The 24699-nt window shown below is 60.3% G+C and carries 19 protein-coding genes and 1 tRNA gene; 16 read left to right on the top strand and 4 right to left on the bottom strand.

Annotated features, from left to right (window positions below; all coding sequences use genetic code 11):
- The first annotated feature begins 79 nt into the window (after positions 1 to 79).
- Positions 80 to 154, top strand: a tRNA-Val gene (locus tag PYR65_RS05570).
- Positions 155 to 244: 90 nt separating this feature from the next.
- Here PYR65_RS05570 and PYR65_RS05565 read toward each other — a convergent pair.
- Positions 245 to 916: a hypothetical protein gene (locus tag PYR65_RS05565; RefSeq protein WP_276120238.1), complete on the bottom strand. Its 672-nt coding sequence runs from the start codon at positions 914 to 916 to the stop codon at positions 245 to 247.
- 24 nt (positions 917 to 940) lie between these two features.
- On the opposite strand from PYR65_RS05565, the gene PYR65_RS05560 reads away from it, so the two are divergent.
- From PYR65_RS05560 to PYR65_RS05550, 3 genes are all read left to right on the top strand, one after another.
- Positions 941 to 1129 (top strand): hypothetical protein, encoded by a 189-nt coding sequence (locus PYR65_RS05560; protein ID WP_276120237.1) that lies wholly within the window; start codon positions 941 to 943, stop codon positions 1127 to 1129.
- A 426-nt stretch (positions 1130 to 1555) separates the two neighbouring features.
- Entirely contained in the window at positions 1556 to 3400 is a 1845-nt protein-coding gene (ilvD, locus tag PYR65_RS05555) for a dihydroxy-acid dehydratase (RefSeq protein WP_276120236.1), read from the top strand.
- 235 nt (positions 3401 to 3635) lie between these two features.
- Positions 3636 to 4562: a cation diffusion facilitator family transporter gene (locus PYR65_RS05550; RefSeq protein ID WP_276120235.1), complete on the top strand. Its 927-nt coding sequence runs from the start codon at positions 3636 to 3638 to the stop codon at positions 4560 to 4562.
- A gap of 33 nt (positions 4563 to 4595) precedes the next feature.
- On the opposite strand, the gene PYR65_RS05545 is transcribed toward PYR65_RS05550, so the two are convergent.
- From PYR65_RS05545 to PYR65_RS05535, 3 genes are all read right to left on the bottom strand, one after another.
- Complete coding sequence (locus tag PYR65_RS05545; protein ID WP_276120234.1) at positions 4596 to 5321, bottom strand: class I SAM-dependent methyltransferase; 726 nt, start codon at positions 5319 to 5321, stop codon at positions 4596 to 4598.
- A 161-nt stretch (positions 5322 to 5482) separates the two neighbouring features.
- A complete protein-coding gene (locus PYR65_RS05540) occupies positions 5483 to 5881 on the bottom strand; it encodes a VOC family protein (protein ID WP_060639321.1) in 399 nt (132 codons plus the stop codon).
- Positions 5882 to 5941: 60 nt separating this feature from the next.
- Complete coding sequence (locus PYR65_RS05535; protein WP_060639320.1) at positions 5942 to 6388, bottom strand: MarR family winged helix-turn-helix transcriptional regulator; 447 nt, start codon at positions 6386 to 6388, stop codon at positions 5942 to 5944.
- Positions 6389 to 6463: 75 nt separating this feature from the next.
- Here PYR65_RS05535 and PYR65_RS05530 point away from each other — a divergent pair, with 75 nt between their 5' ends.
- The 12 genes from PYR65_RS05530 to glgC all read left to right on the top strand — a co-directional run bounded on the left by PYR65_RS05530 (position 6464) and on the right by glgC (position 24698).
- On the top strand, positions 6464 to 7192 hold the full coding sequence (locus PYR65_RS05530; protein ID WP_276120975.1) for a DUF899 domain-containing protein: 729 nt from the start codon (positions 6464 to 6466) through the stop codon (positions 7190 to 7192).
- A gap of 43 nt (positions 7193 to 7235) precedes the next feature.
- Positions 7236 to 7715: a DUF1579 domain-containing protein gene (locus PYR65_RS05525; protein ID WP_276120233.1), complete on the top strand. Its 480-nt coding sequence runs from the start codon at positions 7236 to 7238 to the stop codon at positions 7713 to 7715.
- Between the two features lie 51 nt (positions 7716 to 7766).
- On the top strand, positions 7767 to 8540 hold the full coding sequence (locus tag PYR65_RS05520; RefSeq protein WP_276120232.1) for a VOC family protein: 774 nt from the start codon (positions 7767 to 7769) through the stop codon (positions 8538 to 8540).
- 63 nt (positions 8541 to 8603) lie between these two features.
- Complete coding sequence (locus tag PYR65_RS05515) at positions 8604 to 8990, top strand: VOC family protein (protein WP_276120231.1); 387 nt, start codon at positions 8604 to 8606, stop codon at positions 8988 to 8990.
- A 114-nt stretch (positions 8991 to 9104) separates the two neighbouring features.
- A complete protein-coding gene (locus tag PYR65_RS05510) occupies positions 9105 to 10445 on the top strand; it encodes an FAD-binding oxidoreductase (protein WP_276120230.1) in 1341 nt (446 codons plus the stop codon).
- A 140-nt stretch (positions 10446 to 10585) separates the two neighbouring features.
- On the top strand, positions 10586 to 13918 hold the full coding sequence (locus tag PYR65_RS05505; RefSeq protein ID WP_276120229.1) for a transglutaminase family protein: 3333 nt from the start codon (positions 10586 to 10588) through the stop codon (positions 13916 to 13918).
- 7 nt (positions 13919 to 13925) lie between these two features.
- Positions 13926 to 16340 carry a circularly permuted type 2 ATP-grasp protein gene (locus PYR65_RS05500; protein WP_276120228.1) on the top strand — a complete coding sequence of 805 codons (2415 nt, stop codon included), beginning with the start codon at positions 13926 to 13928 and terminating at the stop codon, positions 16338 to 16340.
- 37 nt (positions 16341 to 16377) lie between these two features.
- The gene (locus PYR65_RS05495; RefSeq protein ID WP_276120227.1) at positions 16378 to 17253 is read left to right on the top strand and encodes a transglutaminase family protein; all 876 of its coding nucleotides are present in this window, start codon (positions 16378 to 16380) and stop codon (positions 17251 to 17253) included.
- Between the two features lie 177 nt (positions 17254 to 17430).
- Positions 17431 to 18420, top strand: coding sequence for a TadE/TadG family type IV pilus assembly protein (locus tag PYR65_RS05490; RefSeq protein WP_276120226.1), 990 nt, complete (start codon positions 17431 to 17433; stop codon positions 18418 to 18420).
- 225 nt (positions 18421 to 18645) lie between these two features.
- Positions 18646 to 21111: a glycogen/starch/alpha-glucan phosphorylase gene (locus PYR65_RS05485; protein WP_276120225.1), complete on the top strand. Its 2466-nt coding sequence runs from the start codon at positions 18646 to 18648 to the stop codon at positions 21109 to 21111.
- Positions 21108 to 23318: a 1,4-alpha-glucan branching protein GlgB gene (glgB, locus tag PYR65_RS05480; protein WP_276120224.1), complete on the top strand. Its 2211-nt coding sequence runs from the start codon at positions 21108 to 21110 to the stop codon at positions 23316 to 23318. Before PYR65_RS05485 ends, glgB begins: the two co-directional genes overlap by 4 nt.
- Before the next feature lie 120 nt (positions 23319 to 23438).
- Positions 23439 to 24698, top strand: coding sequence for a glucose-1-phosphate adenylyltransferase (gene glgC, locus PYR65_RS05475; protein ID WP_060639309.1), 1260 nt, complete (start codon positions 23439 to 23441; stop codon positions 24696 to 24698).
- Position 24699: the final 1 nt, after the last annotated feature.

The following is a 24699-nucleotide window of genomic DNA, read 5'->3' as shown; positions in this document are numbered from 1 at the left end:
CGCAAAACTTCCTGTCAAAAAGCCGAAAAAAGCCTATTGACGCCCCAGGAGGTTTATGGTCTATGCGCCGACATCGGATGGGCGTGTAGCTCAGCGGGAGAGCACTACGTTGACATCGTAGGGGTCACAGGTTCAATCCCTGTCACGCCCACCATCCAGTTTATAAAGGCCTTTCGGGAAACCGGAAGGCCTTTTTCGTTGGGAGGCATGACCGGCCTCTCCGCTCATATCGATTTCATCCATGTCACACCGGTTTAGCGGGAGCCGCCGACTTGGCGTCTTGGACCGCAGCAAAAAAAGCCTGCGTTTCCTGTCCGGTCGCGATGTCAAAAGCTTTCCGTAAAGCAGCAAGATTTAGTTTCCATTCTTCGCTGCCAACGGCCAATCCGATGCGTTGATAGCGGTAACCCTCCCGTTCCCGTTTTATCGTAGATTTGACTTGGTAGCAGGTGGCCCACCTTTGCTCGAACCTGAAAATTCTGCGCACGCCCTCGATCAGAGCGAGTATCAAGGTGATGATAACACCTGCCACACTCAGGTTGTCTCTCGACAGCCCAAATGTACCTTCGGCAACACCTGAACCTGCCACCACCAACGGCGCAAGGGTGCTCAGGACCATGACGCTAACAGAAGTTGCCCGCTGCCAGAATTGGTACCTCTTTGTATGCCTCGAATAGTATTCAAGCGCACTCGCGATCTCTTCCAACAGCTTGGTTTCGCGCCGAAGCCATTCGCTTACTACCGTCTCTTGCATAAACAACCACCCCTTTTGTAAAACAGTAATACTATTATAGATTGTAATTATAAACTTCAAATTGTCATCGACATTTTTGAATGGGCGCATCACGCTGGCGACAGCACACACGCCACCCCTCGAAACCGTTCGTCCCAGCCCCCAGATATGGTTTGTCGGCAATCTTATCTCAGTGAAGGATTTTTCATGCGGGAACCGCGCTACGAGCTGCGCCAGGAACGGAATGGCACCTGGACCGTGATGGACGTGATCACGCATCTGCCGGCGGCATCCGACGGCCGCGATCTTGCTGGGCTTGACCGCGACGATGCGCGCGACATCATGGAGGCGCTTAATCGCGATCATCTTGCAGGGCGCAAAAGCCCGCTTCTCTAGATTGCAAAATCCCCTCCCCGTTACCGGAGAGGAGATTATACAATGGTTTACGTGATGAAATTGCCGGGTTTGCAAAGTGTCCAGCCCCGGCAATAAAGAGTGAAAACCGGCCGTCCGCATCCCCCAAACAAGGTAGGTGGCGACTGTTATTCTTCGAAATCAATCAGTTGCGCCGGAATTCGGGCTGCTATCGGGGCTCAGTGACGCCAGACCGGCCAAATTTGCAATTTTGGGCGATATGATCGCAGAACAATCCATTCAAACGTGCGGGGCAACCCCGTTTGAAAGACTGCCGCCCTCCAAAAAACACGAAATATTGTTACGAAATTCGTGACGCGGGCGCAGTTTTGCGATAGGAACCGCTGAAATTGTGGTCCCTGAACCCTATATCTGCCGTTCACCCAGACAAGCTCAAGGAAGACGTCCATGCCTGCCTATCGCTCCCGCACCACCACCCACGGCCGCAACATGGCCGGCGCTCGCGGCCTTTGGCGTGCGACGGGCATGAAGGATGGCGATTTCGGCAAGCCGATTATTGCGGTGGTGAACTCGTTCACGCAGTTCGTGCCGGGCCATGTGCATCTGAAAGACCTCGGCCAGCTGGTGGCCCGCGAGATCGAAGCCAATGGCGGCGTCGCCAAGGAATTCAACACGATCGCCGTCGATGACGGTATCGCCATGGGCCATGACGGCATGCTCTACTCACTGCCGTCGCGCGAGATCATCGCCGACAGCGTCGAATATATGGTCAATGCCCATTGCGCCGATGCGATGGTCTGCATTTCGAATTGCGACAAGATCACCCCCGGCATGCTGATGGCCTCGCTGCGCCTCAACATCCCCACCATCTTCGTTTCCGGCGGCCCGATGGAAGCCGGCAAGGTTCTGCTTTCCGACGGCAAGATCCATGCGCTCGATCTGGTCGATGCCATGGTGGCCGCCGCCGACGACAGCATGTCGGACGAGGACGTCAAGACCATCGAGCGCTCTGCCTGCCCGACCTGCGGCTCCTGCTCCGGCATGTTCACCGCCAATTCGATGAACTGTCTGACGGAAGCCCTTGGCCTGTCGCTGCCCGGCAACGGCTCGACGCTGGCGACCCATTCCGATCGTGAAAAGCTGTTTCTCGAAGCCGGCCGCCGCATCGTCGGTCTGGCCAAGCGTTACTACGAACAGGATGACGAAACGGCATTGCCGCGCACCATCGCGTCCAGGGGCGCATTTGAAAATGCCATGGCGCTCGATATCGCCATGGGCGGCTCGACCAACACCGTTCTGCACATTCTGGCCGCCGCCCATGAGGGCGAAATCGATTTCAACCTGGATGACATCGACCGGCTGTCGCGCAAGGTTCCGTGCCTCTCCAAGGTCGCGCCCGCCAAGTCTGACGTGCATATGGAAGACGTGCACCGCGCCGGCGGCATCATGGCGATCCTTGGCGAACTCAACCGCGCAGGCCTCTTGAATGCCGACCTTCCGACCGTTCATGCCAAGACGCTGGGCGATGCCCTGTCGCAATGGGATATTTCCGTCACCGACAATCCGGCAGCACTTGAACTGTTCAGTGCCGCACCCGGCGGCGTGCCGACGCAGGTTGCCTTCAGCCAGAGCGCACGCTGGAAGGAACTCGACCTCGACCGCGAAAAGGGCGTCATCCGCGATGCCCAGCACCCGTTCTCCAAGGACGGCGGCTTGGCCGTGCTCAAGGGCAATATCGCCATCAACGGCTGCATCGTGAAGACGGCCGGCGTGGATGAATCGATCCTGAAATTCTCCGGCCCCGCCCGCGTCTTCGAAAGCCAGGATTCCTCGGTCAAGGCGATCCTTGCCAATGAGGTCAAAGCCGGCGATGTCGTTGTTATCCGCTATGAAGGTCCCAAGGGCGGCCCGGGCATGCAGGAAATGCTCTATCCGACCAGCTATCTGAAGTCGAAGGGACTGGGCAAGGCCTGCGCCCTGATCACCGACGGCCGCTTTTCCGGCGGCACATCCGGCCTCTCCATCGGCCACGTCTCGCCGGAAGCTGCCAATGGCGGCTTGATCGGCATCGTGCGCGAAGGCGACATGATCGATATCGACATCCCCAACCGGACGATCTCGCTGCGTGTCGATGACGCCGAAATCGCTGCGCGCCGCGCCGAGCAGGACGCCAAGGGCTGGAAGCCGGTGGAGCTGCGCAAGCGCAAGGTCACCACGGCGCTGAAAGCCTACGCCGCTTTCGCCACCTCGGCCGACCGTGGCGCCGTTCGCGATCTCGGCGATCTCGGCTAAAAGCAGCCGTAGGTATCCTTCACAGATCTACACCCCTGAATTCCCGTGGATTCAGGGGTGTTTCTTTTTCAGCTGCAAAAACTTGTGCATGATGCTCCGAACTGAACGCGGTCCGTTGGTGCAATAATCGGCAAAGCCGCCATTCGGCCGTCATTCGGATATAGGCAAATGCCGCAAACGCGCCCACACTTCCGTGTGCAAGCCCCATCCAAAGCCCACCATTCCGAGCAGACCCATGCAAGCCGAACAGACGATCCTGAAAATCTCAATTGCCGTGACGATCCTGATCGCCTGTTCCGGCATTGCATTCGGCATCGTCACCGGCTCCTTCTCGATCGCCTTCGACGGGGTCTACTCGCTCGCCGATGCCAGCATGAGCACACTAGCCCTTGTGGTCGCCAGGCTGATTGCCAGCGATGCGGACCCGGCCCGTGGCAAGGGCAAGCTGCGGGCGCGGTTTTCGCTCGGCTTCTGGCATCTCGAGCCGATCGTGCTCGGGCTGAACGGCATCCTGTTGATGAGCGTTGCCGTCTACGCGCTGATCAACGCCATCATCAGCATTCTCTCCGGCGGCCATGCGCTCGAATTCGATTATGCGATCCTCTATGCGGCCATCACGCTTGCGGCCTGCCTGACCATGGCCGCCGTTGTCCGCAGGAAAAACGCCACGATCCGCTCAGGATTTCTCACCCTGGACGCCACCGCCTGGCTGATGTCCGCCGGTATCACCGCCGCCCTGTTGATCGCCTTTATCGGCGGTTTTTTCGTTGGAGGCACGCAGCTTGCCTGGATCGCGCCTTATATAGATCCGGCCGTTCTGGCGCTGGTCTCCGTCGTCATCATTCCGATGCCGGTCGGTACGGTGCGCCAGGCGCTGTCCGACATCCTGCTGATGACGCCTGCGCCCTTGCGGGCAAGGATCGACGAAGTGGCGGAAGAGGTGGTGCAGGAACAGGCCTTCCTGTCCCACCGCGCCTATGTCGCCCGCATCGGACGGCTGATGCAGGTGGAGCTTTATTTCATCGTGCCACCGGGCATGCCTGCGCGCACGATCGAAGAATGGGACCAGCTGCGCGACGATATCGGCGCCCGCATCGGCAGCGAAGGCCCCAATCGATGGCTGACCATCGCTTTCACCGCCGACACGGAATGGGCGGAATAGCCGTCTTTCCGGCGAAGGTCCCGGTGCTGCCGGTTATTTGCGTGCGGAAACCAGCAGGAACATCGGCCGCTCGCGTTCGTCTGCCCATTCCGGATGGGCGGCCACCTGTTCAAGCGACGGCCCCCATTCCTCGACATGCTGCAGCGTGAAACCGGCGCCGATCAGCATATTGATTAGCGTACCCAGCGTCCGGTGCTGCTTGACGACGCCCTTGGCAAGCCAGTCCGTCGTGCGCGGACCCTCGTCGAGATAACCGTTGACCGGCCATGTCGTCCGCCCATCGGCATCCTTGGACCAGCCGGGATGGGCCGGCGCCATGTAGATCGGGTGTTCGGTCGAAAAAACCAGCTGGCCGCCGGGCGCAAGGGCCGCATGGACGCGGCGAAGCAGCGCTTGAAGATCCTTGAGGTAATGAAAGGCAAGCGAACTGTAGACGAGGTCAACCGACGCCTGCGGCAATTCCAGGACTTCGAGATCGGCCTTCTCATAGGCAATCGCCGGATTTGAGGTCGCGCGCGCCCGCGCCAGCATGTTGTCTGACACATCGAAGCCAACCACGCGTGCAGCACCCTCATCCCAGGCAAACCGGCAGAACCAGCCGAACCCACAGCCGAGATCGGCAATCCGCTTGCCCTTCAGGTCCGGCAGCAACGCCTGGATCGACGCCCATTCGGCAGCCCCGTCGAGCCCCTCGACCGACCGGCCGAGCTGGCTATAGCCTTCGAAAAATTCCGGATTGTCGTAGACATTCTGCGTCATAGTTCACCACCGTCTTTGCCGCCGCAGCGCTTATAGCGGCGTTTTTCCTTGTCCTGTCAGCCCTTTGTGGCAGGAATTGTGCGGTTTGGAACGAATTTGCATGGAAATGAGAAAGGGGGGCGGAGCGACGGGTGATGAACTCCAGCTCCCCCCAACTGGTATCAGTTCGCCGCCTGCGGCTCCATATAGGCCAGTTCCCACACATGGCCGTCCGGGTCCTGGAAGCTGCAGCCATACATGAAGCCGTAATCCATCACCGGCCGCCATTCCTTGCCGCCGAGCGACAGCGCTTTGGCCAGCGTCTCGTCCACTTCCTGGCGGCTTGCGGCAGACAGCGCTGTCAGCACTTCCGTCGCCTTGCTGGTATCGCTGATCTCATCGATGATGAAGTCCTTGAAGCGCGCCTCCTGCAAGAGCATGACGAAGATGTTCTCCTCGACGATCATGCACAGCGTATCGTCGCTGGAGAAATCCGGATTGAAGCCGAAGCCGAGGCCGGCAAAAAACGCCTTCGACCTCGAGATATCCTTGACCGGCAGGTTGACGAAAATCATTCTCATGGACAGTCTCCTCCTTGGTTAACACATGGTCCGCTCCCAGAAGCGGACCGGAATTTGTCGTCAGGCAAGCGCCAGAAGGTCGGAGCGCAACCGGTCCGGCCGCCCCTCGCCCAGCGCATCATCGACATCGGCATGCGTGCGCTTCCAGATCGGCACCGCCGTCGAGAGCAGCGCATGGCCTGCCGGCGTCAGCTTCATCCGCCGCAGCCGGCGATCCCTGTCATCACTCATCGTAACGAGCAGCCCGCGCTTTTCCAGTGGCTTCAGCGCCGCCGTCAGCGTGGTGCGATCCATTGCCAGAAGATTGGCAACCGGACCCATGCCCGGCGGGTCCGGCCGATTGAGCGACATCAGCAGGGAAAATTGCCCATTGGTCAGATCGAGCGGCCGCAATGCCTCGTCGAATTTCCGCGCCAAAGCCCGCGCCGCGCGCTGCACATGAAGGCACAGGCATGTGTCGCGAACATGAAGGGTGGTTTCGAAGGGAATCACAATGGGCTTTGACATGAGCTAATAATGTTGATATCAACCTATTTAGTCAAGCGGAACGAAACGCGATTTTCTGAGGAGGAATGAACGATGTTGAGCAATCCGGTTGTATCCAGAGACGAATGGCTTGAAGCGCGCAGGGCCCTGCTCGTTACCGAAAAGGAAGAAACCAAGCTGCGCGACAAGATCCGCGCCGCCCGGCAGAACATGCCCTGGGTCAAGGTCGACAAGGCCTATCTGTTCGAGACGCCGCAGGGTCAAAAGACACTTGCCGACCTGTTCGACGGCCGCAGCCAGCTGATGATCTATCATTTCATGTTCGGCCCGGACTGGGAGGCCGGCTGCCCCGGCTGTTCTTTCCTGTCCGACCATATCGATGGCACGCTTGCCCATCTCAACAATCACGACGTCACCTATGTGACCGTCTCGCGCGCACCGCTCGACAAGATCGAAGCCTATAAGAAGCGAATGGGCTGGAAATTTCCCTGGGTCTCGTCCTTCGGCAGCGATTTCAATTTCGACTACCACGTCTCCTTCACCAAGGAAGAGCTGGAAAGCGGCAAGGTCTTTTACAATTTCCGCGAAACATCCGGCGACGACGCCAATGACGAGCTGCCTGGCATGAGCGCCTTCATCCGCGACGAGGCCGGCAATATCTACCACACCTATTCCGACTATGCCCGCGGCGGCGAGGAGATCCTGACGACATTGATGATCCTCGACCGGGCGCCCAAGGGCCGCAACGAAACATCGACACTGAGCTTCGTGAAGCGTCATGACGAATATGACGCAGAGGCAAAGCCGCATTCCTGCTGCGCCTGACCTGACTGACCCGGAAATCGCCCTTAAGAGAGGAGAAGACGCGATGAAGGCAGATCTTGTGGACGAACACCGCTGGCTCCAGCAACTGACGGGACGATGGCGCCTGACGTTCAATCCTTCCCAGGAAAGCGGCGAGATGGATGGCGGCGCCAGCTGGGAGGAGACCGCCCGCTTGCTGGGCGACGCCTGGGTCGTTGCCGAGGCCACCGGCACGATGCCGGACGGCAGCGCGGCAACGAATATCCTGGCGCTTGGCTACGATCCGGCAAGGAAACTTTATGTCGGATCGTTCATCAGTTCCGTCATGACAAACCTCTGGATTTACGAGGGCAAGCTCGATGAAACCGGAAAGGTGCTGACGCTCGACTGCGAAGGCCCCGATTTCGGCAATCCCGGCCAAACCGCCCGCTACCAGGACATCATCACCATCAGGGACGCGGATAGCCGCAATTTCTCGTCCCGCATCCGCCGTGCCGACGGCACGTGGAAATCCGTCATGTCCTGCGACTACAACCGCATTTGAACAATCCAGCGATCCCGGCCAGACGGCCACAAAATGAGGAGGAGAATTACAATGAAAAAAGGACATGGCGCATTCGTCTGGTACGAACTGATGACCACCGATACCAAGGCTGCCGAAACCTTCTATGATGACGTGGTCGGCTGGACCTCGGCCGATTCCGGCATGCCCGATGCGGATTATACGCTGTTCAAGACCAACGGCTTGCGGGTTGCCGGTCTGATGACATTGCCGCAGAGCGCCCGGGACATGAACGTTCCACCGGCCTGGCTCGGCTATATCGGCGTCGATGATGTTGATGCTTCAGCGGAAAAGCTCGTCAAGCTCGGCGGCACCGTGCACCGGCGACCGGACGATATTCCAGGCGTTGGCCGCTTCGCCGTTGTCGCCGACCCGCATGGTGCCGTCTTTGCCCTGTTCAGCACGAGCGACGGCGAAATGCCGGATATCAAGCAGATGGACCCCGGCAGCATCGGCTGGCATGAGCTGATGGCCGGCGATATTGCCGTCGAGCTTCCCTTCTATCAGGAAATGTTCGGCTGGCAGAAGGATGAGGGCCTCGATATGGGCGACATGGGCATCTACCAGCTCTTTTCCCATGACGGCGCCCAGATCGGCGGCATGATGAACAAGCTGGCCGCCATCCCGGCACCACCCTATTGGGGGTTCTACTTCAACGTCGATGCTCTCGATGCAGCCATCGACCGCTCCAACGCCAAGGGCGGCAAGGTCGTCAATGGCCCGATGGAAGTCCCCGGCGGCGCCTGGGTGGTCAATTGCGTCGATCCGCAGGACGCCTATTTCAATCTTGTGGCGATGAAACGCTGATCCATTCGGCACGCACCGGCGCAATACGCCGGTGCCATCTTGTGAGGAACTCCCGGAGGTCCCATGACGCTGGACGCAATCGAGGTCATCACCCTGTTCGTCGATGATATCGATGAAGCCAAGTCATTTTATCAGCGGGCGTTTACTCCCAAGGTCCTATTTGAAGACGACGTCTCCGCCGTGCTGAATTTCTCCGGCCTGCTGGTCAATTTGCTGGTATCGAGCGAAGCACCGGAGCTGGTGACACCTTTGCCTGTGGCTGCATCATCCTCCGGCTCGCGTATGCTGTTGACGATCAAGGTTGATGACACCGACGCCGTCTGCGCCGAACTCAGCCGCCTCGGGATCACGTTGCTCAACGGCCCGATCGACCGTCCCTGGGGCCGCCGCACCGCAGCCTTCGCCGATCCTTCCGGCCATGTCTGGGAGATTGCGGCAGACATCAGGTAACCGGCAGGGCATTCCCGGTGCTTTGCCCAAGATGGACACCAGCATCACCTGCAAACGGGTTATTTCTGCAACTCCTAAAATATGGTAGATATCGCCCAGTCGAGGGCAAGGACCATGTCCAATTCGCTGCTGGAAGCACTGAGCGCTGCAGAACTTCACTGTCCGGTGATCACTGCCGGTGATCCGGACTATGATCGCTACCGCCATGTCTGGAACGGCATCGCCGACCGCCTGCCGCGCGCGATCGTGCGCCCTCAGGATGTCGAGGATGTTCAAAAAGCCGTGCGGGCGGCGGCGGCCTCCGGAGCCTTACTTGCCGTGCGCGGCGGCGGCCATAGCCTGCCTGGTCTCTCCACCTGCAATGACGGGCTGGTGCTCGACCTCTCCCTGATCCGTCCCATCGTTATCGACAACCAGGCCCAGACCGTCGATGTCGGCGGCGGCGCTTTGCTCGGCGATCTCGATCGCGCAACGGTGCCACGGGGTTACATCGTGCCAGCAGGCGTAATTTCTCACACCGGCATTGCCGGACTGACGCTGGGCGGCGGCATGGGCTGGGCAAGCCGCAAATATGGCCTGACGATCGACAGCCTGCTGGGTGCCGAAATCGTGCTCGCCAGCGGCGATATCACCTGGACCAGCCCAACCTGGAACCCGGAACTCTTCTGGGCCATTCGCGGCGGAGGCGGAAATTTCGGCGTCGTCACCCGCTTCCGGTTCCAGCTGCATCCGTTCGACGGCATTGTCGCTGGCCAATGGAACTACCCGTTCAGCAGTGCCCGCCAGGTCCTCCCTGTGTTGCGCGATCTGCTGCGGCAACAATCCAGGGATCTGACCGTGTCTTTCACCGCATCGCAATCGGGGATCGCCGTCACGGCTGTTTGGTTCGGTGATAGCGCACACGCGCCAGCAACATTGTTACCGTTCGGGACCTTGGCTCACGGTGCCGGTGGCGGCCTGGAAAACCTGTCTTATCTCACGCTGCAAAGCCGCAACGACGCAGCCTATGCCTGGTCGCGCCGTTATTATGCCAAAGGCGGTTTCTGGTCCGAAATCAGCGATCAGGCCATCGGCCACATCATCGATGCGATCGCGCATGCGCCGGCGCCGGATTGCGAAATCTACGTCCTTCAGCTGGGTGGCGCGATCGGGGACGTGGCGGACGAGGCAACCGCCTATACCGGGCGCAACGCCGGCTTTTACTGGCTGTGCGAACCCATCTGGGACGACAGCACCGGCGATGACGGATGTATCGAATGGGGCCGCAGGAACGGCCGTCTACTGTCCGATGGCTCGATCCCTGGAAATTATGTCAACGAGCAGGGCGACACCGGCTCGCACATCGCCCGCGATGCCTATGGGCATGAGAAATACCAGCGCCTTGCCCGCCTCAAGGCACGCCTCGATCCGGCCAATCTGTTCCGCCTCAACCAGAACATCGAACCGCAGGAATAGGCCCAACTGAGCCATGCGCTGCTCTTCCTGCGGGGAAATGAATCTTCCCGCCGGGAATTGCGCCTTGCAATCTCTCTTCGCATTGCACAAAATCCCCTCAATGGCGGCAGAGACACGCCATCAAGGGGATAAAAATTCGCATGGCGATCAAAGCAAGCATATATCACCTGACGCATTACAAGTATGACAAGCCCGTACGGCTCGGTCCCCAGATCATCCGGTTAAAGCCGGCGGCCCATTCCAAGACCAAGGTGATCAGCCACTCTTTGAAAGTCACGCCGGAAAATCACTTCGTCACGCTGCAGCAGGACCCCTACGGCAACTACCTCTCGCGCTACGTCTTTCCCGACCCGGTTACCGAGTTCAAGATCGAAGTCGATCTCGTCGCCGATATGACCGTCTACAATCCCTTCGACTTCTTCATCGAGGAAGACGCGGAGACTTTTCCCTTCTCCTACCCTGAAGATATCCGCGACGACCTGAAGATCTACATGCAGCCGGAGCCGATGAGCCCGGCGCTGGAAGCCTATATCAACGGCATCGATCTGACCCCCACCCGCACGATCGATTTCATCGTCGGCCTCAATGCCCGCCTGCAGCAGAAGGTCAACTACATCATCCGCATGGAACCCGGCGTCCAGACGCCGGAAGAGACGCTGCAGCTGGCGCTTGGCTCCTGCCGCGATTCCAGCTGGCTGCTGGTACAGATCCTGCGCAATCTCGGGCTCGCCGCCCGCTTCGTCTCCGGTTACCTGATCCAGCTCGCACCCGATCTGAAAGCGCTCGACGGCCCCTCGGGTACCGAGGTCGATTTCACCGATCTGCATGCCTGGTGCGAAGTCTATATCCCCGGCGCCGGCTGGGTCGGGCTTGATCCGACCTCTGGCCTGCTGACCGGCGAAAGCCATATCCCGCTGGCGGCCACCCCCCATTACCGCAATGCCGCGCCCATCTCCGGCGGCCTTTACGGCGATGCCAACACCACGTTCGACTTCGCCATGACCGTCAGCCGCGTGGCGGAGCATCCGCGCATCACCAAGCCGTTTTCCGAGGAAAGCTGGCAGGCGCTGAATGCGCTCGGCGAACACGTTGACACGGTGCTGAACGGCGCGGATGTGCGCCTGACCATGGGCGGCGAGCCGACCTTCGTTTCCATCGACGATTTCGAATCGGAGGAATGGAACACCGGCGCCGTCGGCCCGACCAAGCGCGACAAGGCCGACGAGCTGATCCGGCGCCTGCGCGAACGCTTCGCCCCCGGCGGCTTCCTGCATTACGGCCAGGGCAAGTGGTATCCCGGCGAAAGCCTGCCGCGCTGGACCTTCTCGCTTTATTGGCGCAAGGACGGCAAGCCGATCTGGCATGACCCGGACCTGATCGCCGCCGAAGGCAAGGATACCAATGTCACCGCCAAGGAAGCCGAAGCCCTGATCACCGGCATCGCGGCAGCCCTTGAGATCGAACAGGAAATGGTCATCCCCGCTTTCGAGGATCCGGCCGAATGGATCATCAAGGAAGGCAGCCTGCCGGAAAATGTCGATCCCGACAATTCCAAGCTTGAAAGCCCGGAAGAACGGGCGCGTATCGCCAAGGTGTTTGCCAGAGGTCTCACCACCCCGACCGGCTATATCCTGCCCGTCCAGGCCTGGAACTCCAAGGCGGAGGGACAGAAATGGATTTCCGAGAAATGGCGCACCCGCCGCGGCAAGATCTTCCTGATCCCCGGTGATTCGCCGATCGGCTTCCGCATGCCGCTCGGCACCCTGCCCTATGTGCCGCCGTCGCAATATCCCTATATCCACGAGGCCGATCCTTCGATCCCGCGCGATCCGCTGCCCGATTACGGCGCACCGGCACGGGCGCTGGCCGAGGCCTCGCGCAAGGCCGCAGCCGAAGCGCGGCAAAAGCGCGTCGAGCAGGTGCTGGAAGCGGCCAATGCCGATATTCGCGGCGCCGTGCGCACCGCCATGAGCGTCGAGCCGCGCGATGGCCGCCTCTGTGTGTTCATGCCGCCGGTCGAGCGCATCGAGGACTATCTCGACCTGGTCGCCGCAGCCGAAAAAGCCGCAGCCGATCTCGGTCTGCCTATCCATATCGAGGGCTATTCGCCGCCGCAGGACGAGCGCATCAACGTCATGCGCGTCGCACCCGACCCCGGCGTCATCGAGGTCAACATCCATCCGGCCTCCAACTGGGCCGATTGCGTCGCCATCACCACGGCGATCTACGAGGAGGCCCGTCTCACCCGCCTGGGCGCCGACAAGTTCATGATCGACGGCCGCCACACCGGCACCGGCGGCGGCAACCATGTCGTTGTCGGCGGCAACAATCCCAACAACAGCCCCTTCCTGCGCCGGCCGGATTTGCTGAAAAGCCTGATCCTGCACTGGCAGCGCCATCCATCGATGTCCTACCTGTTTTCCGGCATGTTCATCGGCCCGACCAGCCAGGCGCCGCGCGTCGATGAGGCCCGGCACGACACGCTGTACGAGCTGGAAATCGCCATGGCGCAGGTGCCCTTGCCCGGCATGGCGCAGCAACCTTTGCCCTGGATGGTCGACCGTCTGTTCCGCAATCTTTTGACCGATGTCACCGGCAACACGCACCGCTCGGAAATCTGCATCGACAAGCTGTTCTCTCCGGACGGCCCGACCGGCCGTCTCGGCCTCGTCGAATTCCGCGGCTTCGAAATGCCGCCGAATGCGCGCATGAGCCTTGCCCAGCAGCTGATGGTGCGGGCGCTGATCGCCCGCTACTGGCAAAACCCGGCCGAAGGCAAGCTGGTGCGCTGGGGCACGACCCTGCATGACCGTTTCATGCTGCCGCATTATGTCTGGCAGGATTTCCTCGACGTGCTGAACGACTTGCGCGCCAACGGCTTCAATATCCGGCCGGAATGGTTCGAAGCGCAGCTCGAATTCCGCTTCCCCTTCTGCGGCGAGGTCGAATACGAGGGCGCCAAGCTTGAGCTGCGCCAGGCGCTGGAGCCCTGGCATGTGATGGGCGAGGAAGGCGCGCCCGGGGGCACCGTGCGCTATGTCGACAGCTCGGTCGAACGGCTGCAGGTCAAGCTCGAAACCGCCAATCCCGAACGCTACACCGTGGCCTGCAACGGCCGGGCACTGCCACTGACCAAGACCGGCTTCAATGGCGTTGCGGTTGCGGGCGTCCGCTACAAGGCCTGGCAGCCCTCGTCGGGTTTGCACCCCAATTTGCCGGTTAACACGCCGCTTACATTCGATATTTATGATACATGGTCGAAGCGTTCGATCGGCGGCTGCATCTATCATGTTGCCCATCCGGGCGGGCGCAGTTACGACACTTTTCCGGTGAACGGCAATGAAGCGGAAGCACGAAGGCTCGCCCGTTTCGAACCGTGGGGGCACACGGCCGGCGCCTATGCACTTCAGCCGGAAGCCCCATCGGCAGAATTTCCCCTGACGCTCGATTTGCGGCGTCCGGCAGGCATGTAGGACTTTGATGTCAAAGAAGCAGACGGCCCAAGCGACACGGCGCGAAGACCGGATCGGCAACGATCCGGTCTTCGGCTATCGTGCGCTGCCCGGCATTGCCGATGAAATGCTCGACACGCAGGGTAATGTCCGGCCGGTCTGGCAGCATTTTCTAGCCTCCATCGGCCGTATGGACGAGACCGAGCTTGCCAATCGCTTCGCCCGCGCCGACCGTTATCTGCGCGATGCCGGCGTGTTCTACCGGGCCTATGGCACCAAGGAAAATTCGGAACGCAACTGGCCGCTCTCCCACGTCCCCGTCCTGATCGACGACACCGAATGGCAGGCGGTCTCGAAAGGGCTCGTGCAGCGCGCCGAACTCCTGGAACGGATCGCTGCCGATATCTATGGCCCGAACCGGCTTGTTGCCGAAGGCTTCCTGCCGCCGTCGCTGGTGGCGTCCAATCCAGAATTCCTGCGCCCGATGGTCGGCGTTCTTCCGGCCGACGGGCATTTCCTGCATTTCTGTTCCTTCGAGATCGGCCGTGGCCCGGACGGCAACTGGTGGGTGCTGTCGGACCGCACCGAGGCGCCGTCGGGTGCAGGGTTTGCTCTGGAAAATCGCGTCGCCACCACCCGCGCCTTTTCCGATCTCTATGCCGAAACCCATGTCCATCGCCTCGCCGGCTTCTTCGGCGCCTTCCGCGACGAACTGCAATCGCGCAAGAAACATCCGGACGACCGCATCGCCGTTCTGACACCGGGTGTTGCCAACGAAACCTATTTCGAGCACGCCTATATCGCCCGCTATCTCGGCTTCATGCTGCTTGAGGGCGAAGACCTGACCGTGATCGACGGCCGCGTGATGGTGCGCACCGTGGCCGGTTTGAAACCCGTTGGCGTGCTGTGGCGCCGCCTGGATGCCGCCTTTGCCGATCCGCTGGAATTGAAACAGAGTTCGCATATCGGCACGCCCGGGATCGTCGAGGCGCTGCGGTCGGGCTCGGTCTCGATCGTGAATTCGCTCGGCTCGGGCATTCTGGAGACCCGCGCCTTCCTCGCCTTCATGCCGACAATCTGCCGCCGTCTGCTTGGGCAAGACCCCGTCCTGCCCAGCATCGCCACCTGGTGGTGCGGCCAACAGCCGGAACGCGATCAGGTGGCTGGTAATATCGAAAAAATGGTCATCGGCCCTGCTTATTCCACCCGGCCGTTCTTCGATGATAACGGCCAGTCCGTTCTCGGCTCGTCGCTGCGCGATACCGCAAAGACATCCGTTGCGGAATGGCTGCAGACGGATGGCCCGAAACTCGTCGGGCAGGAAGTGGTCACCCTGTCCACCACGCCCGCCTGGATCAACGGCAAGCTGACGCCGCGGCCGATGAGCCTGCGCGTTTATGTGGCGCGCACCCGTGATGGCTGGCAGGTCATGCCGGGCGGTTTTGCCCGCATCGGCTCCGGCGCCGATGCCGCCGCGATCGCCATGCAGGCGGGCGGTTCGGCGGCCGATGTCTGGATCGTCAGCCAGAAGCCCGTCGAACAGATGACGCTGCTGCCGGCCGAGGAAAGCTTCATCCGCATCATGCCCGGCAGCCTGCCGAGCCGGGCGGCCGACAACCTGTTCTGGCTCGGCCGTTATATCGAGCGCGCCGAAGGGGCTCTGCGCATCCTGCGCGCCTGGCACGGGCGCTTTGCCGAAACAGCCGATACCGAAATGCCGCTGTTGAAGGATATTACCGACTATCTGGCCGGGCTGGATATCGACACCAAGCAGCCGGTACCCGACAGCCTGATGGCCAATCTCAACAGCGCACTTTTTTCCGCCAGCAATATCCGCGACCGCTTCTCCGCCGATGGCTGGCTGGCGCTCAACGATCTCGCCAAGACCGCCCGCAAGTTCCAGTCCACGGTTCAGGCCGGCGACGACGCCACCCATGCAATGACCATCCTGTTGCGCAAGCTGGCGGGCTTTGCCGGTCTGGTGCACGAAAACATGTACCGCTTCACCGGCTGGCGCTTCCTGTCGATCGGCCGCTATCTCGAACGCGGCCTGCACATGACCCGGCTGCTCGGCCACATGTCCGGCGAGGACGCGCCCGATGGCGCCTATGACATGCTGCTCGAAATCGGCGACAGCGTCATGACCCATCGCCGCCGCTACAATGTGAACACCGCAGCCCTGACCGTCACCGACCTCTTGGTGCTCGACCCGCTCAACCCGCGCTCGATCCTCTACCAGCTGAACGAGATCAAGACGGAAGTCGAGCAATTGCCGAATGCCTTCGTCAACGGCCAGATGTCGCCGTTCTACCGCGAAGCCATGAAGCTCCACGCTGGTCTCGCCGTCATGACACCCGAGGCGATGACCGCCGAGGTCTATAACAATCTGGAACAGGAGCTCGGCCGCTTCTCCGACATCCTCGCGCAAACCTATCTCGGATAGGATATGACAAACCCCATGCGCGCAAACTGAGAGTTTCATGCTCTACGACATCAACCTGCAGATCACCTATACCTACGAAGTTCCGGTTTCGGGCGGACGGCATGTGGTGCGCGTGCTGCCCTTGTCGCTTCCCGACCGCCAGAGGCTGGTGGCCGGAACCGTGACCTGCACGCCGGCACCGGAAGAGCGCCGCGACAGCGTCGATTTCTTTGCCAATCCCTCGACCTCGATCCTGTTTCGCAAGCAGCATGAAAAACTGGTGATCCGCATGCAGGCCCGCGTCCAGCTGGATCAGCAGCCGCTCGCCGCCGATTTTTCCCCCGATCTCAGCCGTTTTCCCACAGAGATCGCCAATGTCTGGTCGCTCGACGCCAACTCGCCGCATCATTTCCTCGGCGCCAGCCCGCGCCTTCCCGAAGATGCCGCGATCTCGGCCTATGCCCGCGAGATCGTCACGCCCGGCATGACCATCCGCCAGATCGCCACCGCCATCTGTGCCAAGATCCACACGGATTTTGTCTACGATCCGAAGGCGACCACCGTGGATACCACCCCGCGCGAAGCCTTCAAGCTGAAGCGCGGCGTCTGCCAGGATTTCACCCATGTGATGATCACGGCGCTGCGCAGCCTCGGCATCCCCGCCGGCTATGTCAGCGGCTTCCTCAGAACCATTCCGCCTGCGGGCAAGGAGCGCCTTGAAGGCGCCGACGCCATGCATGCCTGGGTGCGCGTCTGGTGCGGGTCGGCCACCGGCTGGCTCGAACTCGATCCGACCAACAATATTTTCGCCGGCCTCGACCACATCGTCGTCGGCCATGGCCGCGACTACAGCGACGTCGCCCCCGTCATCGGTGTGCTGAAAAGCTACGGATCCCACAAGACCGAACAGGCCGTGGACGTCATTCCACTGTAGTGACCCGAAACGGGAACGGCCACAGTCCCCTTTTCGCACACTCCAAAAAGCCCCGACCGCCTGCATTTGAGGGGCAATTACAATTGTATTTAATTGCAACCTATGAGTTGAACGGGATCGTAACACTTAACGGTTAAAAGGCTTTTCATGGAAAATTGAACAGGCCAGGTAGATAAAGTGACCAAGCGAAACCGTATCCTTCAATTATGCTTCAATCTCGCCCGCGACAAGGCTGGCAACTTCGCAATACTGACCGCTATTATCCTGCCGGTTTTGCTTGTCGCGGGCGGATCTGCGGTTGACTACAGCGTTGCCGTTTCAGAGCGTTCCAAATTGCAAGGTATTGCCGATGCGGCAGTTTTGGCAGCCGGTGGGGTTTTTGACGGCAGCAATTTCCCGGATGCAAAAAAGGCTGCTGAGGCATTTGTCGAAGCGCACACGACCAGTGCGCTTGATGAGGACATCGAGGTGGAAAAGACACTCGCTGTGTCCCGTTTTAAGATCAGCGCGCTGGAAAACACACTCACGGTCGAGATGAACAAGCCGGTGCCGACGAGCCTGCTGAAGCTGGCATCGATGAACGAGATCAATGTCAGCGTCACTGCATCGGCCCTGTCGCCGATGAAACCGCAAAAAATGACGTTGAACCCGACAACGGTGCAAGGCTGGTACTATAAGAAGGTCTCGATTCTCGTTATGCGCAAGGGCGCCACCAAGGAAGAGGTCGTCGGCACTGTGACGTATCAGCCGACAACCCAGAAAGACGGTGGCTCGGGCACTTTCGTGGCAAACCCGAAGGGCGTTATCGACCTCGGCACCTACACCAATCTTGCCCTGCGCATGGACATCAAGAATGACGGTTGTGACATCGGAAAGAAAGCAACGGTCAGCAATAGCAAGGTGACCTGCACGGATGACACCGGCAAGTCCTATCGGACCTATAATTCTGCTCTGCGCACCGATGACCCAGCCACGAGCAACCATCTGTTCGTTGACGGCAAGCAGGTTCCGCTTGGGGTGACGGCATCACTGGAAAAATACTTCGGCTGCACGAAGACTCAAAATCATGCCTGGGAAGACGGCGGCGGCTGGGAGCGGCAGGACTTTTTCTACACCGTGACCGCCACCTGCGCACCCGACGGAACCTATGTCCGCCTGACAAAATAACCGCCTTTACCCCTATGATTTCATAGCCCGTTCCGGCATTCCGGAGCGGGCTTTTACGTGTTGCCTTTAAAATCGCAAGCCGTTTCGAACACGGCATCATCTACAATTTTCATCTTATTGAAAACGCTATTGCAAGCGCTTCGTATCGGTGCATAAATCGCTCATATGCCCCGTTGGTGTTCGCCTCCGGTCTCCCAAACCGCACGCAAAGGGTAAGTTTTTTCCATGATCGATCGTTTGTCCAACGAAAAAATTCCAAGTGCCGCACCCCGCGCTTCCAGCGCGCAAGTTCTCGCCCAGGAAATCATCGAGCGCCTCACCTACCGTATCGGCAAGGACCCGAAGGTCGCCAAGCCGCATGACTGGCTGACCGCCGCAATTCTGGTGGTGCGCGACCGTATTACCGACAACTGGATGGAATCGACGCGCAAGACCTATGCCACCGATGCCAAGCGCGTCTATTACATGTCGCTGGAATTCCTGATCGGCCGTCTGATGCGCGATGCCGTCACCAATATCGGGCTGATGGACGAATTGCGCGAGGCGCTTGCCTCGTTCGGCGTCGATATCGACGTTATTGCAGCGCTTGAGCCGGACGCAGCGCTTGGCAATGGCGGCCTTGGCCGCCTGGCTGCCTGTTTCATGGAAAGCATGGCCACCGTCGATATCCCCGCCTATGGCTACGGTATCCGCTATGTGCACGGCCTGTTCCGCCAGCAGATGGCCGATGGTTGGCAGGTGGAACTCCCGGAAACCTGGCTCGCCCACGGCAACCCATGGGAATTCGAGCGCCGCGAAAGCTCCTACGAAATCGGCTTCGGCGGTTCCGTCGAAACCGTCAATGTCGATGAGGAGGTCACCCGCTACGTCTGGAAACCGGCCGAACGCGTCATCGCGACTGCCTGCGATACCCCGGTCGTCGGCTGGCGTGCCAAGCGCGTCAACACGCTGCGTCTGTGGACCGCCCATCCGATCGACCCGATCCTGCTCGATGCCTTCAATGCCGGCGACCACATCGGCGCGCTCAGAGAAAGCAACAAGGCCGAAAGCCTTGCCCGCGTGCTCTATCCGGCGGATGCGACGCCCGCCGGACAGGAACTGCGGCTGCGCCAGGAATTCTTCTTCTCGTCAGCCTCGCTGCAGGACATCCTACGCCGTCACCTGCAGCAATATCCGGATTTCACATCGCTTCCAGACAAGGTGGCGATCCAGCTGAACGATACCCATCCGGCCGTCTCCGTCGCCGAACTCGTGCGCCTGTTGACCGATGTTCACGGCATGGATTTCGAAACCGCCTGGGATATTGCCCGCCACACCTTCTCCTATACCAACCACACGCTGCTGCCCGAAGCGCTGGAAACCTGGCCGGTGCCGCTGTTCGAGCGGCTTCTGCCGCGCCATATGCAGATCGTCTACGCCATCAACGCCAAGATCCTGCTCGAGGCCCGCAAGCAGAAGACCCATACGGACCAGGAGGTCCGCAATATCTCGCTGATCGACGAAAGCGGCGACCGCCGCGTGCGCATGGGCAATCTCGCCTTTGTCGGCTCCCACTCGATCAACGGCGTCTCCGCCCTCCATACCGAGCTGATGAAGGAAACGGTCTTTGCCGACCTGCACCGGCTCTATCCGGCACGGATCAACAACAAGACCAACGGCATCACCCCGCGCCGCTGGTTGATGCAGTGTAATCCCGAGCTTGTGACGCTGATCCGTGATGCGATCGGCGACGAGTTCATGGACAATACCGAGGCTCTGCAGGCGCTCGATCCCTTCGCCGACAAGCCGGATTTCCAGGAAAAATTCGCAGCGATCAAGCGCGCCAACAAGGTCAAGCTTGCGCAGCTGGTTCAGAGCCGCATGGGCATCCGCATCGATCCCTCGGCGATGTTCGACATCCAGATCAAGCGTATCCACGAGTATAAGCGCCAGCTCCTCAACATCATCGAGGCGATCTCGCTCTACGACCAGATCCGCTCGCATCCGGAGCTGGATTGGGTGCCGCGGGTCAAACTGTTCGCGGGCAAGGCAGCGCCGAGCTATCACAATGCCAAGCTGATCATCAAACTCGCCAATGACGTCGCGCGCGTCATCAACAATGACCCGGCGGTGCGCGGCCTTCTGAAGATCGTCTTCATCCCCAATTACAACGTCTCGCTTGCCGAGATCATGGTGCCTGCCGCCGACCTGTCGGAGCAGATTTCGACTGCCGGCATGGAAGCGTCTGGAACCGGGAACATGAAGTTCGCGTTGAATGGTGCGCTGACCATTGGAACGCTTGACGGCGCCAATGTCGAAATGCGTGACTGGGTCGGTGAGGAGAACATCAAGATCTTCGGGATGACGGCAGACGAAGTGACCAAGGTGCGCGCGGAAGGACATAATCCCGGCGCCATCATCGAGCAATCGCGCGAGCTGTCACAGGCCCTGTTTGCGATCTCGTCCGGTGTCTTTTCCCCCGATGATCGCAACCGTTTCACCGGCCTGATCGACGGTATCTACAATCACGACTGGTTCATGGTGGCGGCCGATTTCGACGCCTACACCAAGGCACAGCGTGAGGTAGACGCTATCTGGACGGATACGGACAGCTGGTATTCCAAGACCATCCGCAACACCGCGCGCATGGGCTGGTTTTCCTCTGACCGCACAATCCGGCAATATGCCGGGGAAATTTGGAGAGCTGGATGACATTAGTGCCAAAAGACGCCACGCCTACCGCTTCGCCAGCCAGTCTGTCGGCGGAAGAGATTGCGGCGATCCTCGCTGGCACTCATAACAACCCATTCGCCGCCCTCGGGGTGCACCCGGCGGGCAAGGCGTTTGTCGCCCGCTGTTTCATTCCCGGCGCCGAAACGGTGACCGCAGAAACTCTGGCCGGCAAGGAGATCGGCACGCTGGAACGGCGTGACGAGGCCGGATTCTTCGAGGGCGCCATCGCCGTCAAGAAGGCCCAGCCGGTCCGTTACCGCGCCCGCAATGGCGGTGGCGAATGGACCGTCACCGACCCCTATAGCTTTGGTCCGGTGCTCGGCCCCATGGATGATTATTACATCCGGGAGGGCTCGCATCTGCGGCTGTTCGACAAGATGGGGGCGCATCCGCTCAAGCATGATGGCGCAGAAGGCTTTCATTTCGCCGTCTGGGCTCCGAATGCGAAGCGCGTCTCCGTCGTCGGCGATTTCAACGAGTGGGATGGCCGACGCCATGTGATGCGGTTGCGCCAGGATACCGGCATCTGGGAAATCTTCATTCCGGATGTGCCGTCAGGCGCGATCTACAAATACGAGATCGTCGGCAAGAACGGCGAACTTTTGCCCCTGAAGGCCGATCCGTTTGCCCGCCGCTCGGAACTGCGCCCGAACAATGCGTCGGTGACCACGGGCGAGATCGAACAGGTCTGGCAGGACGAGGCGCACCGGGCGCATTGGGCTGATGTCGATGCCAGACGCCAGCCGATTTCGATCTACGAGGTTCACGCCGCCTCCTGGCAGCGCCGCGACAATGGGGACATGCTGACCTGGGACGAGATGGCCGAACGCCTGATCCCATACTGCGTCGACATGGGCTTCACCCATATCGAGTTCCTGCCGGTCACCGAATACCCCTATGATCCGTCCTGGGGATACCAGACCACCGGCCTCTATGCGCCGACCGCCCGTTTCGGCGAGCCGGAAGGGTTTGCCCGTTTCGTCAACGGCGCCCACAAGGTCGGTCTCGGCGTCATCCTGGATTGGGTGCCGGCGCATTTCCCGACCGACGCCCATGGCCTGCGCTGGTTCGACGGCACGGCCCTTTACGAACATGAGGATCCGCGTCAGGGCTATCACCCCGACTGGAACACCGCGATCTACAATTTCGGCCGTGCCGAAGTGTTTTCCTATCTGGTCAACAACGCGCTCTATTGGGCGGAGAAATTCCACCTCGACGGTCTGCGCGTCGATGCGGTCGCCTCGATGCTCTATCTCGACTATTCGCGCAAGCATGGCGAGTGGGTGCCGAACGAATATGGCGGCAACGAAAACCTCGACACGGTCCGCTTCCTGCAGACCATGAACACGGAGGTCTACGGCAGCCATCCCGGCATCATCACCATTGCCGAGGAATCCACCTCCTGGCCGAAGGTTTCGGCACCAGTTCATGCCGGCGGCCTGGGCTTCGGGTTCAAGTGGAACATGGGCTTCATGCACGACACGCTGCAATATCTGCAGCGCGAGCCCATCCACCGCAAACACCATCACAACGACCTGACCTTCGGTCTGCTCTATGCGTTCAGCGAAAATTTCGTGCTGCCGCTTTCCCATGACGAGGTGGTGCACGGCAAGGGCTCGCTGATTGCCAAGATGGCCGGCGACGACTGGCAGAAATTCGCCAATCTCAGGGCCTACTACGGTTTCATGTGGGGTTATCCCGGCAAGAAGCTGTTGTTCATGGGGCAGGAATTCGCCCAATGGCAGGAATGGGCCGAAGACCGCTCGCTCGACTGGAACCTGCTCGAATATCCCTTGCACGAAGGCATGCGCAGGCTGGTGCGTGACCTCAACGGCACCTATCGCAACAAGGCCGCGTTGCATGCGCGCGACTGCGAGGGCGAAGGTTTCGAATGGCTGATTGCCGACGACCGCGAGAATTCGGTCTTTGCCTGGCTGCGCAAGGCGCCTGGAGAAAAGACCATTGCCGTCATCAGCAATTTTACCCCGGTCTACCGGGAAAACTATACGATACCGCTGCCGGTGGAGGGGCGGTGGAAGGAAATTCTCAACAGCGATGCCGAGATCTATGGCGGCAGCGGCAAGGGCAACGGAGGAGCCGTTCAGGCAACGAAAAACAGTGCAGGCGTCATTACCGCCACCATCACCCTGCCGCCTTTGGCGACACTGATGCTGGAACAGGATTAGTTCATGGCAAGGCGGGCTCCCAAGACCCGCCATGGCCATGGGCCAGAATAATATTTGGAGAGGACACAGTTCCAGGAGCGGTCAAACCGCCCGGGAACCATACTATCGGGAGGAAATTCAATGGAAAAACGCACCCAGCCCCTCGCCCGTGATGCAATGGCCTATGTCCTTGCCGGCGGCCGCGGAAGCCGCCTGAAGGAACTGACCGATCGCCGCGCCAAGCCCGCGGTCTATTTCGGCGGCAAGGCCCGCATCATCGATTTCGCGCTCTCCAACGCGCTGAATTCCGGTATCCGCCGCATCGGCGTCGCAACCCAGTACAAGGCGCATTCGCTGATCCGCCACCTGCAACGCGGCTGGAACTTCCTGCGCCCGGAGCGAAACGAAAGCTTCGATATCCTGCCGGCCTCGCAGCGCGTCTCCGAGACACAGTGGTATGAAGGCACCGCTGACGCCGTCTACCAGAATATCGATATTATCGAGGATCACGGCGTCGAATACATGGTCATTCTGGCCGGCGACCATGTCTACAAGATGGACTACGAACTCATGCTGCAACAGCATGTGGACTCTGGCGCCGACGTGACCATCGGCTGCCTGGAAGTGCCGCGCATGGAGGCCACCGGCTTCGGCGTCATGCATGTCGATGAAAAGGACCAGATCATCGCCTTCGTCGAAAAGCCGGCCGACCCGCCGGGCATTCCCGGCAATCCGGAGATGGCTCTGGCCTCGATGGGCATCTATGTCTTCCACACCAAGTTCCTGATGGACGTGCTGCGCCGGGATGCCGCCGATCCGTCGTCCTCGCGCGACTTCGGCAAGGACATCATCCCCTACATCGTCCAGCACGGCAAAGCCGTCGCCCACCGGTTCAACGAGTCCTGCGTCCGCTCGGATTTCGAGCGCGAAGCCTATTGGCGCGATGTCGGTACGATCGATGCCTATTGGCAGGCCAATATCGACCTCACCCATGTCACGCCGGAGCTCGACATTTACGACGGCACCTGGCCGATCTGGACCTTCGCCGAGATCAAGCCGCCGGCAAAATTCGTCCATGATGACGAAAACCGCCGGGGGTCCGCCACATCCTCGCTGGTATCGGGCGACTGCATCATTTCCGGTGCCTCGCTCAACCGTTCCATGCTGTTTACCGGCGTGCGGGTCAATTCCTTCTCCCGTCTCGACGGCGCGGTCATCCTGCCCAACGTCAAGATCGGCCGGCATGCCCAACTCAGCAATGTCGTCATCGACAGCCGTGTCGTCATCCCGGAAGGCCTCGTCGTCGGCGACGATCCGGAATTCGACGCCAAGCGCTTCCGCCGCTCGGAAAACGGCATCTGCCTGATCACCCAGGCGATGATCGACAAGCTGGATATGTGAG

Source organism: Pararhizobium qamdonense, from assembly GCF_029277445.1.
Taxonomy (GTDB): Bacteria; Pseudomonadota; Alphaproteobacteria; order Rhizobiales; family Rhizobiaceae; genus Pararhizobium; species Pararhizobium qamdonense.
This window is presented reverse-complemented; position numbering and strand designations above follow the sequence as displayed.